The organism is Tianweitania sediminis (genome assembly GCF_017813335.1).
In the GTDB taxonomy this organism is placed as follows: domain Bacteria; phylum Pseudomonadota; class Alphaproteobacteria; order Rhizobiales; family Rhizobiaceae; genus Tianweitania; species Tianweitania sediminis.
This window is the reverse complement of the sequence record NZ_JAGIYY010000017.1, coordinates 1-17209: the sequence shown is the minus strand read 5'-3', so window position 1 is coordinate 17209 and position 17209 is coordinate 1. Positions and strand designations below refer to the sequence as shown.

Genomic DNA, 17209 nt, shown 5'->3' with positions numbered 1-17209 from the left:
CAATGTGACGGTTGACGTGGAACTGATCGTTCCGGTTGCGATGGAAGAAAAGCTGCGCTTCGCGATCCGCGAAGGCGGCCGCACCGTCGGCGCTGGCGTCGTCATCTCCATCACCGAGTAATCGGCAGAACATCATGCTAAAAGGGGCGGCCTACGGGTCGCCCTTTTTGTTTTCAAGGCAGGAGTTCCCATGATCGATGCGGCCGGCGTAAGATTGCTGAAGTGGCAAAGTGCAGACGGCACGGGCCTGGAAGCCTGTGCCATTCGTGCGGACGGAACGGAGTTTCTGGCAGAAGGCGTGATCGTGGCACCGCAAGAAGGGGGCTTCGCCGCGCGCTATGGCATCCGCTTCGACGGTGCATGGCGAACTCTGTCGGTAAGCGTTGCTCTGCTCGGCGCAGAAACATCCTTGCTCCTGAGCGTCGACGCGGAGGGCAAGTGGACCCGGGAAGGCACGCCGATGCCGGAACTGAACTACGCGATCGCCCCCGACATCTCGGCGACGCCGCTCACCAATACGTTCGCGATCCGGCGCTTGAACCTTGCCGAGGGCGAAAGCGCGGACATACAGGTGGCCTACATCACCATGCCGGACCTGACGGTGCACTGCGGACCGCAGCGCTACACCTGCCTTAACAAGGATGCGCTGTACCGGTTCGAATCGCTGGACAGCGACTTCAAGCGCGATATCGCCGTGGATCGCGACGGGTTTGTCTTGGATTATCCCGATCTATTCCGCCGGGTAAGCTGAACATCGCGCGTGTTCACTCTTTACAGAAGGGCCATGTCCTCTTAGGAAGCGTGCGCACAAGCGACCTAGGGGTATAGCTCAGTTGGTAGAGCGGCGGTCTCCAAAACCGCAGGTCGCAGGTTCGAGCCCTGCTGCCCCTGCCATGTTCCTCAGCCCACCAAAATGCATACTCCCGGTCTTGCGCGGAAGCGGAATCGGTTTTATATCGACTGTTACGCGGCGCGTGGGGCTCGGGAACGGGTTCAACGCGCCTGAATTGCATGGAGCACTCGCTTCAGCGATTCTCTTGCGCCGCGAGCGGGGCGAGGGCGTTGACATCATCAAGCACGCGATAACAGGCGTGCGGCAAACGGGTTCCCTCGGGCGCCCATGAAAACGAGCGGCAGATGGCATCCAGGACGACCAATCCTTTTACATTCCTGCAGCAGGTGCGGCAGGAGACGGCAAAGGTTGCGTGGCCTTCCCGTCGCGAAACAATGATCTCCACCTTGATGGTTCTTGTTTTCGCGTTCATCGCCTGCGTGTTCTTTTTCGTAGCCGACCTCGCGCTGGGCTATGCGATCGAACTGATCCTCGGCCTCGGACTGTAAGCCACTAAAGGGAGCATCTGGGATGACCGCACGGTGGTATATCGTCCACGCTTATTCGAACTTCGAAAAGAAGGTCGCGGAAGACATTGAGAACAAGGCCAAGCAAAAAGGCCTGTCCGACCAGATCGAGCAGATCGTGGTTCCGACCGAGAAGGTCACGGAAGTTCGTCGCGGCCGCAAGGTTGACGCCGAGCGCAAGTTCTTCCCGGGCTATGTGCTGGTGCGTGCCAACCTGTCGGATGCCGTGTTTTCGCTGATCAAGAATACGCCCAAGGTCACGGGCTTTCTTGGCGACTCCAAGCCGGTGCCGATCACCGATAAAGAAGCTGACCGCATCATGCACCAGGTGCAGGAAGGCGTTGAGCGGCCAAAGCCATCTGTGACCTTCGAGTTCGGCGAACAGGTCCGCGTTTCCGATGGGCCATTCGCTTCGTTCAACGGCTTTGTCCAGGAAGTGGACGAAGAGCGGGCGCGCCTCAAGGTTGAAGTGTCGATCTTCGGCCGCGCCGTGCCGGTGGATCTGGAATTCGGTCAGGTCGAGAAGGTCTGATCGTAGCGCGGGCTTCGGCCCGCAGGCATGGAGGGTTTTCTTCCATGCCTTTGGTGGGAGGGCGCCTGGCTTTAGCCGGCCATGCGGACCGCACCACCAGACTGTAACCGTCGGCATCGCGTCCGGCACAACAAAGGGCAGAGTAAATGGCTAAAAAGATTGCAGGCCAGCTCAAGCTCCAGGTCAAGGCAGCGTCGGCAACCCCGTCGCCTCCGATCGGCCCGGCTCTTGGTCAGCGTGGCATTAACATCATGGAGTTCTGCAAGGCGTTCAACGCGCAGACCCAGGAGATGGAAAAGGGTTCGCCCGTTCCCGTCGTGATCACCTATTACCAAGACAAGTCTTTCACCTTCGTGATGAAGACGCCGCCGGTGAGCTACTTCCTGAAGAAGGCTGCCAAGATCGAGTCCGGTTCCAAGCTCCCAGGCAAGGGCGGCACGGCCGGCAAAGTCACGCGTGACCAGGTTCGCGAGATCGCGGAAGCGAAGCTCAAGGATCTGAACGCAAACGACGTCGCTGCAGCGATGCGCATGGTTGAGGGCTCCGCCCGTTCCATGGGCCTGGAAGTGGTGGGCTGAGATCATGGCGAAGAAAGCTGGAAAGCGCATCACGCTCGCTCGCAAGGGCGTTGACGTGGACAAGAACTACGATCTCGCTGAAGCCGTGAAGCTGCTCAAGGAGCGCGCCACCGCCAAGTTCGACGAGACGATCGAGATCGCCATGAACCTCGGCGTTGATCCGCGTCATGCTGACCAGATGGTCCGCGGCGTGGTCAACCTGCCGAATGGCACCGGCCGCACCGTTCGCGTCGCCGTGTTCGCTCGTGGCGACAAGGCCGATGAAGCGCGCGCTGCTGGCGCCGACATCGTGGGTGCGGAAGATCTCGTGGAAACTGTGCAGAAGGGCGAAATCGATTTCGACCGCTGCATTGCCACCCCGGACATGATGCCGCTCGTTGGTCGTCTCGGTAAGGTGCTCGGCCCGCGTGGCATGATGCCGAACCCGAAGGTCGGCACCGTGACCACGGATGTCGCCGGCGCTGTGAAGGCGTCCAAGGGCGGGGCCGTGGAGTTCCGCGTCGAGAAGGCCGGCATCATCCACGCAGGCGTCGGCAAGGCATCGTTTGAATCGACCGCCTTGGTCGAGAACATCCGTGCTTTCGCGGACGCCGTGGTGAAGGCCAAGCCGACCGGCGCAAAGGGCGTTTACCTCAAGCGCATCGCCGTGTCGTCGACCATGGGCCCCGGCTTGAAGGTCGAAGTGGCGAGCCTCACGCCTGCTTCTTAAATGAAGCTCGAAGATCGGCCTCTAACCGGCTGGTCGTAAAGAATTCCAGGCGCCCCGGCGCCTGGATCGCAGGCCAGAAATGGTTTGCAGTCCTGTCCGAGATTGTGGGCGGTGTCGGTTCGCCGAGACCTTAATTGCATGGCCTGCATGAGACGGGTGAGGGTCGAATTCTCCCGATGCGTTTTCGCATCGAAGGGTTCGGTTCGAACCGTGGGTGCCTTTTGTCTGCGTGTCGCTTCGCAAGAACGGCATGGCGAAAGGGGACAGGATCCTCGAACGTCGTTCGGGTGATCGCAAGATGACCCGGCGGCAAAAGGCAACCGGCAGACTGCTTCGCGAGGAGTGGAATGCCAACTGGAGATAGGCAGTGGATAGAGCGGAAAAACGCGAATTCGTCACGGGCCTGAACGACGTGTTCAAAAGCACGGGTTCGGTGGTCGTGGCCCACTATGCCGGTCTGACTGTGGCGCAAATGAACGATCTTCGTACGAAGATGCGCGCTGCTGGCGGTACCGTCAAAGTCGCGAAGAACCGTCTCGCCGTTATCGCTCTTCAGGGTACGGACTCCGAGAAGATGAGGGCGCTGTTCAAGGGACAGACGCTGATCGCTTACTCGGACGATCCGGTTGCGGCTCCGAAAATTGCATCCGATTTCGCCAAGGGGAACGACAAGCTTGTCATTCTCGGCGGCGCTATGGGTGCAACCGCGCTTGACGCGGAAGGAGTGAAGTCTCTGGCTACCATGCCGTCGCTCGATGAACTTCGCGCGAAGCTCGTTGGCATGATCCAGACGCCTGCAACTCGTATCGCCGCAGTCGTCAACGCACCAGCGGGCAACCTCGCCCGCGTGTTTGGCGCCTATGCCCGGAAGGACGAGGCGGCCTGAGGCTGTTCCTCGCAATCAACAGAACACGTTTCGAACCAAACCAAGGATATTGAAAAATGGCTCATCTCGCAAAGATCGTAGACGACCTGTCGAGCTTGACCGTCCTCGAGGCGGCTGAACTCTCCAAGATGCTCGAAGAGAAGTGGGGCGTTTCCGCTGCTGCTCCGGTTGCCGTTGCTGCCGCTGGCGGCGCTGCTGCTCCGGCTGAAGCTGCTGAAGAAAAGACCGAGTTCGACGTCGTCCTCACGGATGCCGGCGCTCAGAAGATCAACGTGATTAAGGAAGTCCGTGCGATCACGGGCCTGGGCCTTAAGGAAGCCAAGGACCTGGTTGAAGGCGCTCCGAAGACCGTCAAGGAAGCCGTTTCCAAGGCTGATGCCGACAAGCTCAAGGCACAGCTCGAAGGCGCCGGCGCCAAGGTCGAACTGAAGTAAGCGTTTCGTCGCCTGTCCGGCGGGTGGTTGATCTGCCCGCCGGTAGCGACAGGGGGAAGTACAAGGAAACCTTTTTCCTGAGGGCCGGGCGGGGCCTTTAGGAAATGGGTTTCAACCCGTTTCAGGAAAGGCCGGAGCAATCCGGCAGTTGATAGGCCGGAGCGATCCGGCACACCGGCAGCGATGCCGGTCGAGGTAAGCCAGTAAGGCAGCAAGGAGCGACGATGGCCCAGACGCAGACTTTCAATGGTCGCAGGCGCGTGCGCAAGTTCTTCGGAAAGATTCCGGAAGTTGCGGAGATGCCGAACCTCATCGAGGTTCAGAAGGCATCCTATGATCAGTTCCTGATGGTTCAGGAGCCGGAAGGCGGTCGCCCGGACGAAGGCCTCCAGGCCGTGTTCCGGTCCGTGTTCCCGATCTCCGACTTTTCCGGCGCTTCCATGCTCGAATTCGTCAAGTACGAGTTCGAGGACCCGAAGTTCGACGTCGACGAGTGCCGCCAGCGCGACCTGACCTTCGCTGCGCCGCTGAAGGTGACGCTACGCCTGATCGTGTTCGATATTGACGAGGACACCGGCTCCAAGTCCGTCAAGGACATCAAGGAGCAAGACGTCTACATGGGCGACATGCCGCTCATGACGTCGAACGGCACATTCATCATCAACGGCACCGAACGCGTCATCGTTTCGCAGATGCACCGCTCGCCGGGCGTCTTCTTTGACCACGACAAGGGCAAGTCGCACTCGTCGGGCAAGCTCTTGTTTGCTGCCCGCGTGATCCCTTACCGTGGTTCCTGGCTCGACATCGAGTTCGACTCCAAGGATATCGTTCACGCCCGTATCGATCGCCGCCGCAAGATCCCCGCGACGTCGCTCCTGATGGCGCTTGGCATGGACGGCGAAGAGATCCTGTCGACCTTCTACAACCGCATCATCTTCGAGCGTGCGGGCGACCATTGGCGCATCCCGTATTCGGCCGAGCGGTTCCGTGGCATGAAGGCCGTCACCGACATGGTGGATGCCGACACGGGCGAGATCGTTGTCGAGGCTGGTAAGAAGATCACCGCTCGTCAGGCGCGTCAGCTTGCCGAAAAGGGTCTCAAGGCCCTTAAGGCAACGGAAGACGATCTGATCGGCAACTACCTTGCCGAAGACATCGTCAACTACGCCACGGGCGAAGTTTTCCTCGAAGCTGGTGACGAGATCGACGAGAAGACGCTCAAGGTTCTGCTGGAAAACGGCGGCAACGAAATTGAGGTTCTCGACATCGATCACGTCAATGTCGGCGCCTACATCCGCAACACGCTGAACATCGATAAGAACGAGAGCCGTCAGGACGCTTTGTTCGACATCTACCGTGTGATGCGCCCCGGCGAGCCGCCAACGCTCGAAACGGCGGAAGCGATGTTCCGTTCGCTGTTCTTCGATTCGGAGCGCTATGACCTTTCGGCGGTCGGCCGCGTGAAGATGAACATGCGTTTGGAACTCGACGCCGAGGACACTGTGCGCGTTTTGCGCAAGGAGGACATCCTTGCGGTCGTGAAGACGCTGGTGGAACTGCGTGATGGCAAGGGCGAGATCGACGACATCGACAATCTCGGCAACCGCCGCGTACGTTCCGTGGGCGAGCTCATGGAGAACCAGTACCGCGTCGGTCTGCTTCGCATGGAGCGCGCCATCAAGGAGCGCATGTCGTCGATCGAGATCGACACGGTTATGCCGCAGGACCTGATCAATGCGAAGCCTGCGGCTGCCGCCGTACGCGAGTTCTTCGGATCCTCGCAGCTGTCGCAGTTCATGGATCAAACCAATCCGCTGTCGGAAATCACGCACAAGCGTCGTTTGTCGGCACTGGGACCTGGCGGTTTGACCCGTGAGCGCGCGGGCTTCGAAGTTCGTGACGTTCACCCCACTCACTACGGCCGCATCTGCCCGATCGAAACGCCGGAAGGCCCGAACATCGGTCTGATCAACTCGCTCGCCACCTTTGCGCGGGTCAACAAGTACGGCTTCATTGAGAGCCCCTACCGTCGCATCATCGACGGCCGGGTTTCGGATGACGTTGTTTACCTGTCGGCCATGGAAGAAGCGAAGCACTACGTTGCGCAGGCGAACGCCGAGCTCGACGACAACGGTGCGTTCGTGGACGAGTTCGTGATCTGCCGTCACTCCGGTGAAGTGTTGATGACGCCCCGTGAAAACGTGGATCTCATGGACGTGTCGCCGAAGCAGATGGTGTCGGTCGCTGCCGCGCTGATCCCGTTCCTTGAGAACGACGACGCCAACCGCGCTCTCATGGGTTCCAACATGCAGCGTCAGGCCGTGCCTCTGGTGCGCGCCGAAGCGCCGTTTGTCGGCACCGGCATGGAGCCGATCGTTGCTCGTGACTCCGGCGCAGCAATCGGCGCCCGCCGCACCGGCATCGTCGACCAGGTGGACGCGACGCGTATCGTCATCCGCGCAACGGAAGATCTCGAAGCCGGCAAGTCGGGCGTCGACATCTACCGGCTGATGAAGTTTCAGCGCTCCAACCAGTCGACCTGCATCAACCAGCGTCCGCTGGTGAAGGTGGGCGACCGGATCCAGAAGGGCGACATCATCGCTGACGGTCCGTCGACCGACCTCGGTGATCTGGCGCTCGGCCGCAACGTGCTCGTCGCGTTCATGCCGTGGAATGGCTACAACTACGAGGACTCGATCCTGCTTTCCGAGCGGATCGTGGCCGATGACGTGTTCACCTCGATCCACATCGAGGAGTTCGAGGTCATGGCTCGCGATACGAAGCTCGGACCTGAGGAAATCACGCGCGACATTCCGAACGTTTCGGAAGAAGCGCTGAAGAACCTGGACGAAGCGGGTATCGTTTACATCGGTGCGGAAGTGCAGCCGGGCGACATTCTCGTCGGCAAGATCACCCCGAAGGGTGAAAGCCCGATGACGCCGGAAGAAAAGCTTCTGCGCGCCATCTTCGGTGAAAAGGCTTCCGATGTGCGTGACACCTCCATGCGCATGCCGCCCGGGACCTTTGGTACCGTCGTCGAAGTGCGCGTCTTCAACCGCCATGGCGTGGAGAAAGACGAGCGCGCGATGGCAATCGAGCGCGAGGAAATCGAGCGTCTCGCCAAGGACCGTGACGACGAGCAGGCGATCCTTGACCGCAACGTGTACAGCCGCCTGGCTGACATGCTGGCGGGCAAGGAAGCTGTGGCCGGCCCCAAGGGCTTCAAGAAGGGCAGCTCGCTGACCCGCGAAGCGCTGACCGACTATCCGCGTTCGCAGTGGTGGCAGTTTGCCGTCGAGGACGAGCGGGTTCAGGGCGAACTCGAGGCACTCCGGGGTCAGTACGACGACTCCAAGAAAGCCCTCGAGCAGCGCTTCATGAACAAGGTCGAGAAGGTCCAGCGCGGCGACGAAATGCCGCCCGGCGTTATGAAGATGGTCAAGGTCTTCGTTGCCGTTAAGCGCAAGATGCAGCCGGGCGACAAAATGGCCGGCCGTCACGGCAACAAGGGCGTGGTTTCGCGGATCGTGCCGGTGGAAGACATGCCGTTCCTGGAAGACGGGACGCATGCCGACATCGTGCTCAATCCGCTCGGCGTGCCGTCGCGCATGAACGTGGGTCAGATCCTGGAAACGCACCTGGGTTGGGCTTGTGCCGGCATGGGGCGCCAGATCGGCGAGTTGATCGAAGCTTATAAGGCTGGTGGCGACATCAAGCCGCTTCGCTCGACGCTCGAGGAGCTGATTCCGTCCAACGACCGCAACGAACCGGTACGTGACTATGACGACGAGAGCGTTATCCGCCTCGCCGAGCAGATGAAGCGCGGCGTTTCCATTGCCACTCCGGTGTTCGATGGAGCCAACGAGCCGAACATCAACGAGATGCTCGAGCAGGCGGGTCTGCACTCGTCGGGTCAGTCGCAGCTTTATGATGGCCGCACGGGTGAACCGTTCGATCGCAAAGTGACCATGGGCTACATATATATGCTCAAGCTGCATCACTTGGTGGACGACAAGATCCACGCGCGTTCGATCGGACCTTACTCGCTCGTCACTCAGCAGCCGCTGGGTGGTAAGGCGCAGTTCGGCGGTCAGCGCTTTGGCGAGATGGAGGTCTGGGCGCTTGAAGCTTACGGTGCCGCCTACACGCTGCAGGAGATGCTGACGGTGAAGTCGGACGACGTGGCCGGCCGCACCAAGGTCTACGAGGCGATCGTGCGTGGCGACGACACGTTCGAGGCGGGCATTCCGGAGAGCTTCAACGTTCTCGTGAAGGAAATGCGCTCCTTGGGCCTGAACGTCGAGCTCGAGAACTCAAAGGGCGACGAGCAGGTTCGTTTGCCGGATGCTGCGGAATAGTGGCCAGTGCGCCGCAGTCTGCGGTGCGCAGATCATCAAGGGCGGAATTTGATCCGCTGTGCCGTGGCCTGATCAGGCCACGGCGGCCAGCCCGGGCGAGCGCGTCCGGAGCGAGATTTAAGAAGAGGGGTTCGCGGACCCCGATAAGGAGAACGGCATGAACCAAGAGGTCATGAATCTCTTCAACCCTCAAACGCCGGCACAGACCTTCGATTCCATCCGGATCTCGCTGGCCTCGCCGGACAAGATCCTTTCCTGGTCGTTTGGCGAGATCAAGAAGCCGGAAACGATCAACTACCGTACGTTCAAGCCGGAACGCGACGGTCTTTTCTGCGCGCGCATTTTCGGGCCGATCAAGGACTACGAGTGCCTGTGCGGCAAGTACAAGCGCATGAAGTACAAGGGCGTCATCTGCGAAAAGTGCGGCGTCGAAGTCACGCTGTCGCGCGTTCGTCGCGAGCGCATGGGCCATATCGAACTGGCCGCACCGGTCGCTCACATCTGGTTTCTGAAGTCGCTGCCGAGCCGCATCGGCACGCTGCTCGACATGACCTTGAAAGACATCGAGCGCGTTCTTTACTTCGAAAACTATATCGTCACGGAACCGGGCCTCACCGCGCTGAAGGAGCATCAGCTCCTGAGCGAGGAAGAGTACATGATCGCCGTCGATGAGTATGGCGAAGACTCGTTCACCGCCATGATCGGCGCCGAAGCCATTCACGAGCTTCTGGCCGGCATGGACCTTGAGCGGATCGCGGGCGAACTGCGCACCGAACTCGCATCCACGACGTCCGAGCTGAAGCAGAAGAAGTATCTCAAGCGCCTCAAGGTGGTTGAGAACTTCATGGAATCCGGCAACCGTCCGGAATGGATGATCATGAAGATCATCCCGGTTATTCCGCCGGATCTGCGTCCGCTGGTTCCGCTGGATGGCGGTCGCTTCGCGACGTCCGACCTGAACGATCTTTATCGGCGCGTCATCAACCGCAACAACCGCTTGAAGCGGCTGATCGAGTTGCGCGCACCGGGCATCATCATCCGCAACGAAAAGCGCATGCTGCAGGAAGCGGTGGATGCGCTGTTCGACAACGGCCGCCGCGGCCGCGTCATCACCGGCGCCAACAAGCGTCCGCTGAAGTCGTTGTCCGACATGCTGAAGGGCAAGCAGGGCCGGTTCCGCCAGAACCTGCTCGGCAAGCGCGTGGATTATTCCGGCCGTTCGGTGATCGTGACAGGTCCGGAGCTCAAGCTGCACCAGTGCGGCCTGCCGAAGAAGATGGCGCTGGAGCTCTTCAAGCCGTTCATCTATGCCCGTCTCGACGCCAAGGGTTACTCCTCGACGGTCAAGCAGGCGAAGAAGCTGGTCGAAAAGGAAAAGCCGGAAGTCTGGGATATCCTCGACGAGGTGATCCGCGAGCATCCGGTTCTCCTGAACCGCGCGCCGACGCTTCACCGTCTCGGCATCCAGGCGTTCGAGCCGATCCTGATCGAAGGCAAGGCGATCCAGCTTCATCCGCTGGTTTGCACGGCCTTCAATGCAGACTTCGACGGCGACCAGATGGCCGTGCACGTTCCGCTGAGCCTCGAGGCCCAGCTGGAAGCGCGCGTTCTCATGATGTCGACAAACAACATCCTGCATCCGGCTTCCGGTGCGCCGGTTATCGTGCCGTCGCAGGACATGGTTCTGGGTCTTTATTACCTGTCGATCATGAACCAGAACGAGCCGGGCGAGGGCATGGTGTTTGCCGACATGGGCGAACTCCAGCACGCGCTGGAAACCAAGGCCGTGACGCTGCACGCCAAGATCAAGGGTCGCTTCAAGACGGTGGATGCCGAAGGCAAGCCCGTTTCGAAGATCTATGACACGACGCCTGGGCGCATGATCATTGCCGAGTTGCTGCCGAAGAACCACAATGTGCCGTTCGAAACAGCAAACCAGGAGATGACCAAGAAGAACATCTCCAAGATGATCGACACGGTCTATCGTCACTGCGGTCAGAAGGAGACGGTGATCTTCTGCGATCGCATCATGGCGCTGGGCTTCAGCCATGCATGCAAGGCCGGTATCTCCTTCGGCAAGGACGACATGCTGATCCCCGATACCAAGCACAAGCTGGTGTCGGACACGGAAGCGCTCGCGAAGGAATACGAGCAGCAGTACAACGACGGTCTGATCACTCAGGGCGAGAAGTACAACAAGGTCGTGGACGCCTGGGCAAAGTGCTCGGAAAAGGTCGCCGACGAGATGATGGGCCGCATCAAGGCGGTTGAGTTCAACGAAGACGGCCGTCAAAAGCCGATGAACTCGATCTACATGATGAGCCATTCCGGTGCGCGTGGTTCGCCGACGCAGATGCGTCAGCTGGCGGGCATGCGCGGTTTGATGGCTAAGCCTTCGGGCGAGATCATCGAAACGCCGATCATCTCGAACTTCAAGGAAGGCCTCACCGTTCTCGAGTATTTCAACTCGACGCACGGCGCTCGCAAGGGCCTGGCAGACACCGCCTTGAAGACCGCGAACTCGGGTTACCTGACACGTCGTCTCGTGGACGTGGCGCAGGATTGCATCGTCAACGCCATCGACTGCGGTACCGAAAAGGGCCTCACCATGCAGCCGATCGTGGATGCCGGTCAGGTCGTGGCGTCGCTTGGTCAGCGCATCCTCGGCCGCACGGCTTTGGATGACGTGAACCATCCGCTGTCCGGCGAAGTGCTGGTGAAGGCCGGCACGCTCATGGACGAGCGCGACGTCGAGAAGATCGAGAAGGCTGGCATTCAGTCGGTGCGCATCCGTTCGGCGCTCACCTGCGAAGTGCGGGTTGGTGTTTGTGCGGTCTGCTACGGTCGCGATCTTGCCCGCGGGACGCCCGTCAACCAGGGCGAAGCTGTTGGCGTCATTGCGGCGCAGTCGATCGGCGAGCCGGGCACCCAGCTCACCATGCGTACCTTCCACATGGGCGGCACGGCGCAGGTCGTCGACCAGTCGTTCCTGGAAGCTTCGTATGAAGGCAAGGTGCAGATCCGCAACCGCAATGTGGTGCGCAACTCGGACGGCCAGCTGGTTGTCATGGGCCGCAACATGGCCGTTCTCATCCTCGATGAGGCGGACAAGGAGCGGGCAACTCACCGCCTGACCTACGGTTCGCGTCTTTACGTCGATGACGGCGACACCGTTCGTCGTGGTCAGCGTATCGCCGAATGGGATCCGTACACCCGTCCGATCCTCACGGAACTCGAAGGCCGCGTGGAGTTCGAGGATCTGGTGGATGGCATCTCGGTTCAGGAAACGGCCGACGAGTCGACCGGCATCACCAAGCGTGAGGTCATCGACTGGCGTTCGACGCCGCGCGGCACCGACCTGAAGCCTGCGATCACCATCTTCGACTCGAAGGGCAAGATCGCCAAGCTGGCGCGTGGCGGTGACGCACGCTTCATGCTGTCGGTGGAAGCCATCCTGTCGGTGGAGCCAGGTGCAACGGTGAAGCCGGGTGACGTTCTTGCGCGTATTCCAATGGAATCCGCGAAGACCAAGGACATTACCGGTGGTCTGCCGCGCGTTGCCGAGTTGTTCGAAGCGCGTCGCCCGAAGGACCATGCTGTGATCGCCGAGATCGACGGTACGGTTCGTTTCGGACGCGACTACAAGAACAAGCGCCGCATCGTTATCGAGCCGCATGACGAAACCGTCGAGCCGGTCGAGTACCTCATTCCGAAGGGCAAGCCGTTCCATCTCCAGGACGGGGACGTCATCGAGAAGGGCGACTACATCCTGGACGGCAACCCGGCGCCGCATGACATCCTTGCCATCAAGGGCGTCGAGGCACTGGCTTCCTATCTCGTGAATGAGATTCAGGAAGTGTACCGGTTGCAGGGCGTGTTGATCAACGACAAGCACATCGAGGTGATTGTTCGCCAGATGCTGCAGAAGGTCGAGATCACCGAACAGGGCGACACGACCTACATTCCGGGCGACCATGTCGACCAGGTGGAACTCGACGAGATCAACGATCGCCTGATCGAGGAAGGCAAGGCGCCTGCCAAGGGAATGCCGGTTCTGCTCGGCATCACCAAGGCTTCGTTGCAAACGCCGTCCTTTATCTCGGCCGCTTCGTTCCAGGAAACCACCCGCGTCCTGACGGAAGCGGCGGTTGCCGGAAAGATGGACACGCTGCAGGGTCTCAAGGAGAACGTCATCGTTGGCCGTCTCATCCCGGCCGGTACCGGCGGTCAGATGAGCCAGATCCGGCGCATCGCTGCGTCGCGCGACGAGCTCATCCTCGACGAGCGCCGCAAATCGACGGGTGCCGAAATGGCCGAGCCGATGCTGGCGGACATGACGGGCACGCCCGCCGAATAAGCGGGAGAGCTGCAGGACAAGGAAAAGGCCGCTTCGCGAGAAGCGGCCTTTTTCGTTCGTGCGTGGCGGGAGGGTTGCTAGTCGAGGGTGACGATGGCGATCTCGCCTTCCATAGCGCCCTGGTAGGCTGAGGCATGCGGCTCCTCGTCAGGCATCCCCTCCATCTCGCCGATCTGGTCGAGTTCGGCTTCCACGTAACCCTCGCGCGCCAGAGCTTCCAGCGCGGCGCGCACGGCAGAATCATCGTCGGGCGCGACAAGGAGTACGTGGACGCGAGTCGACTCACCTCCTTTGACCAACCAGGCGCGGCCGACGATGATCATCACCGATGGTTCTTCGTTGTCGTTGCCTGATTCCATGGGGCGCTTTCCTTCGTCATGGGCTGTCGGCGACGTCGCCGTTGCCGTGCTGACTAATATAAAGAAGCTCCGAAGGCCACGCCGCCGCAAGAATCTTTCGAGAACGTCCGCGTGAGCTCTCCGACGGACCCAACCGGGCACAAGTTAAGGTTTTGGGGTTGACGGGAACGGGGTCTGGGGGTAGAAGCCGCCCCACTGAGCCGATGTGAGGGCTTCGGCTTCGGGACGACGCGTCCTGGACAATGTCCTCAAACAGGGTTCGTTTCTACGAGCGAAATGACATTGCCGGGGCGCATGAAGCAGTGAGCTGCTTCCTCTGCATTTGATCGGGCAAGACCGCGAGAGCGGTTGTTGCCCGAAAACGCGTATGTCGATGACGCCCGTGACTGCCTGGAAACGGGCCCGAATGAGATAAAAGGACGGTTAATGCCTACCGTAAACCAGTTGATCCGCAAGCCGCGCATTGCGCCGGTCAAGCGCAACAAGGTCCCGGCCATGCAGGCCAACCCGCAAAAGCGCGGCGTCTGCACACGCGTTTATACGACGACCCCGAAGAAGCCGAACTCGGCTCTGCGAAAGGTTGCCAAGATCCGCTTGACCAATGGCTTCGAAGTCATTGGCTACATTCCGGGTGAAGGTCACAACCTGCAGGAACACTCCGTCGTCATGATCCGCGGCGGTCGCGTAAAGGACTTGCCGGGTGTGCGCTATCACATCATCCGCGGCGTGCTCGACACGCAGGGTGTTAAGAACCGCAAGCAGCGTCGTTCGAAGTACGGCGCGAAGCGTCCGAAGTAAGCTGAGGTCCGGTCTGGCAGCCATAGGCGCCGACCCTTCGAGTGAGAGACAAGAACCATGTCCCGTCGTCACAGTGCAGAAAAGCGTGAGATCAACCCGGATCCGAAGTTCGGTGATCTGGTCGTCACGAAGTTCATGAACGCCATCATGTTGCACGGCAAGAAGTCGGTCGCTGAAACGATCGTTTATTCCGCGCTGGATCAGGTGCAGAGCCGCACGAAGCAGGAGCCGGTTGCGGTGTTCCGTCAGGCGCTCGACAACGTTGCGCCGCATGTTGAAGTGCGTTCGCGTCGTGTCGGTGGTGCGACCTACCAGGTGCCGGTTGATGTTCGTCCTGAGCGCCGCCAGGCCCTGGCGATCCGCTGGCTGATCACCGCTGCGCGCAACCGCAACGAGACCACCATGGTCGATCGTCTGTCGGGCGAACTGATGGATGCTGCGAACAATCGCGGCACTGCCGTCAAGAAGCGTGAAGACACCCACAAGATGGCTGAAGCCAACCGCGCATTCGCGCACTACCGCTGGTAAGCGGCGGCTAGAAAGAGCGAGAGGCAGATCATGGCCCGCGAATATAAAATCGAAGACTATCGTAACTTCGGCATCATGGCCCACATTGATGCCGGCAAGACGACGACCACCGAACGCGTCCTTTACTACACCGGCAAGTCCCACAAGATCGGCGAAGTCCATGACGGCGCCGCCACCATGGACTGGATGGAGCAGGAGCAGGAGCGCGGCATCACGATCACGTCCGCTGCCACGACGACCTTCTGGAAAGGTCGCGACGGCAAGATGCGTCGCTTCAACATCATCGACACCCCCGGCCACGTCGACTTCACCATCGAAGTTGAGCGCTCGCTTCGCGTTCTCGACGGTGCGATCGCGCTTCTTGATGCCAATGCTGGCGTTGAGCCGCAGACCGAAACCGTGTGGCGCCAGGCTGACAAGTATCATGTGCCGCGCATGATCTTCTGCAACAAGATGGACAAGATCGGCGCCGACTTCTACCGCTCGGTGGAAATGATCGGTTCGCGTCTTGGTGCGCAGGCTGTTGTGATGCAGCTGCCGATCGGCGCTGAAAGCGACTTCAAGGGCGTCGTCGACCTTGTTGAGATGAATGCGCTCGTTTGGCGCGACGAAAGCCTTGGCGCTGCCTGGGACATTGTTGAAATTCCGGCCGACCTGAAGGATCGCGCTGAGGAATACCGCGAGAAGCTGATCGAAGCCGCCGTCGAGATGGACGACGAGGCGATGAACAACTACCTCGAGGGTAACCTCCCGGACAACGATCAGATCCGCGCGCTCATCCGCAAGGGCACGATCGCCGTGAAGTTCTTCCCGATGTTCTGCGGCTCCGCTTTCAAGAACAAGGGCGTGCAGCCGCTTCTTGATGCTGTGGTGGAGTATCTGCCGTCTCCGATCGACGTTCCTGCCATCAAGGGCGTGGATGCGAAGACGGAAGCCGAGATCGAGCGCCACGCTGACGACAACGAGCCGCTCTCGATGCTGGCGTTCAAGATCATGAACGACCCGTTCGTTGGGTCGCTCACCTTCTGCCGCATCTATTCCGGCAAGCTCACCAAGGGTATTTCCTTGGAGAACACCGTGAAGGGGAAGAAGGAGCGCATCGGCCGCATGTTGCAGATGCACTCGAACTCCCGCGAAGACATCGAAGAAGGCTTCGCCGGCGACATCGTTGCCTTGGCTGGTCTGAAGGAAACCACCACGGGTGACACGCTTTGCGACCCGCTGAAGCCGGTGATCCTTGAGCGCATGGAATTCCCGGAGCCGGTGATCCAGATCGCGATCGAGCCGAAGACCAAGGGCGACCAAGAAAAGATGGGCCTCGCGCTCAACCGCTTGGCTGCTGAAGATCCTTCGTTCCGCGTCAAGACGGATGAAGAATCCGGCCAGACGATCATTGCCGGCATGGGCGAGCTCCATCTCGACATTCTCGTTGACCGCATGCGTCGTGAGTTCAAAGTCGAAGCGACCGTTGGTGCTCCGCAGGTTGCGTATCGCGAAACCATCACGCGCCGCACCGAGGAAGACTACACGCACAAGAAGCAGACCGGCGGGACCGGCCAGTTCGCCCGCGTTAAGCTGGTGTTCGAGCCGAACCCGGACGGCGAAGATTTCGTGTTCGAATCCAAGATCGTCGGTGGTTCCGTTCCCAAGGAATACATCCCCGGCGTTCAGAAGGGCATCGAAAGCGTTCTGTCCTCGGGTCCTGTTGCGGGCTTCCCGATGCTGGGCGTGAAGGCAACCCTGATCGACGGCGCATTCCACGACGTCGACTCCTCGGTTCTCGCCTTCGAAATCGCGTCCCGTGCCTGCTTCCGTGATGCCGCCAAGAAGGCCGGTGCACAGCTGCTCGAGCCGATCATGAAGGTCGAGGTCGTGACGCCGGAAGATTACGTCGGTTCGGTGATCGGCGATTTGAACAGCCGTCGCGGCCAGATCCAGGGTCAGGAAAGCCGCGGCGTTGCCGTCGTGGTCAATGCGATGGTCCCGCTGGCCAACATGTTCAAGTATGTCGACAACCTGCGTTCGATGTCTCAGGGCCGCGCCCAGTACACGATGCAGTTCGATCACTACGAGCCGGTTCCGACCGCGGTCGCCCAGGAAATCCAGAAGAAATACGCGTAAAGCCCGCGCGCTTACGCCATCACCCATTGATGCCCCGGCGCGGGCAAGAAAAGTTAGGAGAAGTCACATGGCCAAAGGTAAATTCGAGCGTAACAAGCCGCATGTGAACATTGGCACGATTGGTCACGTTGACCATGGCAAGACGTCGTTGACGGCAGCGATCACGAAGTACTTCGGCGAGTTCAAGGCG

At 60.3% G+C, this 17209-nt stretch carries 15 protein-coding genes and 1 tRNA gene; 15 read left to right on the top strand and 1 reads right to left on the bottom strand.

Features of this window, described 5'->3' with window-relative positions; genetic code table 11:
• The 11 genes from J5Y06_RS22855 to rpoC all read left to right on the top strand — a co-directional run.
• Positions 1-121 (top strand): EF-Tu C-terminal domain-related protein (locus J5Y06_RS22855; RefSeq protein ID WP_483414786.1); only part of this gene is annotated, 121 nt, incomplete at its 5' end.
• A 69-nt stretch (positions 122-190) separates the two neighbouring features.
• Complete coding sequence (locus tag J5Y06_RS22850) at positions 191-751, top strand: putative glycolipid-binding domain-containing protein (protein WP_209337519.1); 561 nt, start codon at positions 191-193, stop codon at positions 749-751.
• A 67-nt stretch (positions 752-818) separates the two neighbouring features.
• Positions 819-894: transfer RNA gene (locus J5Y06_RS22845), tRNA-Trp, on the top strand.
• A 243-nt stretch (positions 895-1137) separates the two neighbouring features.
• Positions 1138-1341 carry a preprotein translocase subunit SecE gene (gene secE / locus J5Y06_RS22840; RefSeq protein ID WP_209337518.1) on the top strand — a complete coding sequence of 68 codons (204 nt, stop codon included), beginning with the start codon at positions 1138-1140 and terminating at the stop codon, positions 1339-1341.
• Between the two features lie 22 nt (positions 1342-1363).
• Positions 1364-1891 carry a transcription termination/antitermination protein NusG gene (nusG, locus tag J5Y06_RS22835; protein WP_209337517.1) on the top strand — a complete coding sequence of 176 codons (528 nt, stop codon included), beginning with the start codon at positions 1364-1366 and terminating at the stop codon, positions 1889-1891.
• A gap of 146 nt (positions 1892-2037) precedes the next feature.
• Positions 2038-2469, top strand: a complete 432-nt coding sequence (gene rplK / locus J5Y06_RS22830) for a 50S ribosomal protein L11 (protein WP_209337516.1) — start codon at positions 2038-2040, stop codon at positions 2467-2469.
• Between the two features lie 4 nt (positions 2470-2473).
• Positions 2474-3178 (top strand): 50S ribosomal protein L1, encoded by a 705-nt coding sequence (gene rplA, locus J5Y06_RS22825; protein ID WP_209337515.1) that lies wholly within the window; start codon positions 2474-2476, stop codon positions 3176-3178.
• A gap of 367 nt (positions 3179-3545) precedes the next feature.
• The gene (gene rplJ, locus J5Y06_RS22820; protein WP_209337514.1) at positions 3546-4064 is read left to right on the top strand and encodes a 50S ribosomal protein L10; all 519 of its coding nucleotides are present in this window, start codon (positions 3546-3548) and stop codon (positions 4062-4064) included.
• 56 nt (positions 4065-4120) lie between these two features.
• Positions 4121-4498: a 50S ribosomal protein L7/L12 gene (gene rplL, locus J5Y06_RS22815; RefSeq protein WP_209337513.1), complete on the top strand. Its 378-nt coding sequence runs from the start codon at positions 4121-4123 to the stop codon at positions 4496-4498.
• Positions 4499-4722: 224 nt separating this feature from the next.
• Entirely contained in the window at positions 4723-8856 is a 4134-nt protein-coding gene (gene rpoB, locus J5Y06_RS22810; RefSeq protein ID WP_209337512.1) for a DNA-directed RNA polymerase subunit beta, read from the top strand.
• A gap of 157 nt (positions 8857-9013) precedes the next feature.
• Positions 9014-13213, top strand: a complete 4200-nt coding sequence (gene rpoC, locus J5Y06_RS22805) for a DNA-directed RNA polymerase subunit beta' (RefSeq protein WP_209337511.1) — start codon at positions 9014-9016, stop codon at positions 13211-13213.
• A 77-nt stretch (positions 13214-13290) separates the two neighbouring features.
• On the opposite strand, the gene J5Y06_RS22800 is transcribed toward rpoC, so the two are convergent.
• Complete coding sequence (locus tag J5Y06_RS22800) at positions 13291-13572, bottom strand: transcriptional regulator (RefSeq protein ID WP_209337510.1); 282 nt, start codon at positions 13570-13572, stop codon at positions 13291-13293.
• A gap of 426 nt (positions 13573-13998) precedes the next feature.
• Here J5Y06_RS22800 and rpsL point away from each other — a divergent pair, with 426 nt between their 5' ends.
• From rpsL to J5Y06_RS22780, 4 genes are all read left to right on the top strand, one after another.
• Positions 13999-14370 (top strand): 30S ribosomal protein S12, encoded by a 372-nt coding sequence (gene rpsL / locus J5Y06_RS22795; protein ID WP_008837709.1) that lies wholly within the window; start codon positions 13999-14001, stop codon positions 14368-14370.
• A 57-nt stretch (positions 14371-14427) separates the two neighbouring features.
• Positions 14428-14898 (top strand): 30S ribosomal protein S7, encoded by a 471-nt coding sequence (gene rpsG, locus J5Y06_RS22790; RefSeq protein ID WP_209337509.1) that lies wholly within the window; start codon positions 14428-14430, stop codon positions 14896-14898.
• A gap of 30 nt (positions 14899-14928) precedes the next feature.
• Positions 14929-17019: an elongation factor G gene (gene fusA / locus J5Y06_RS22785; protein ID WP_209337508.1), complete on the top strand. Its 2091-nt coding sequence runs from the start codon at positions 14929-14931 to the stop codon at positions 17017-17019.
• Positions 17020-17086: 67 nt separating this feature from the next.
• Positions 17087-17209, top strand: a 123-nt coding sequence (locus J5Y06_RS22780; protein ID WP_245248326.1) for a GTP-binding protein, incomplete at its 3' end; no start/stop codon positions are given.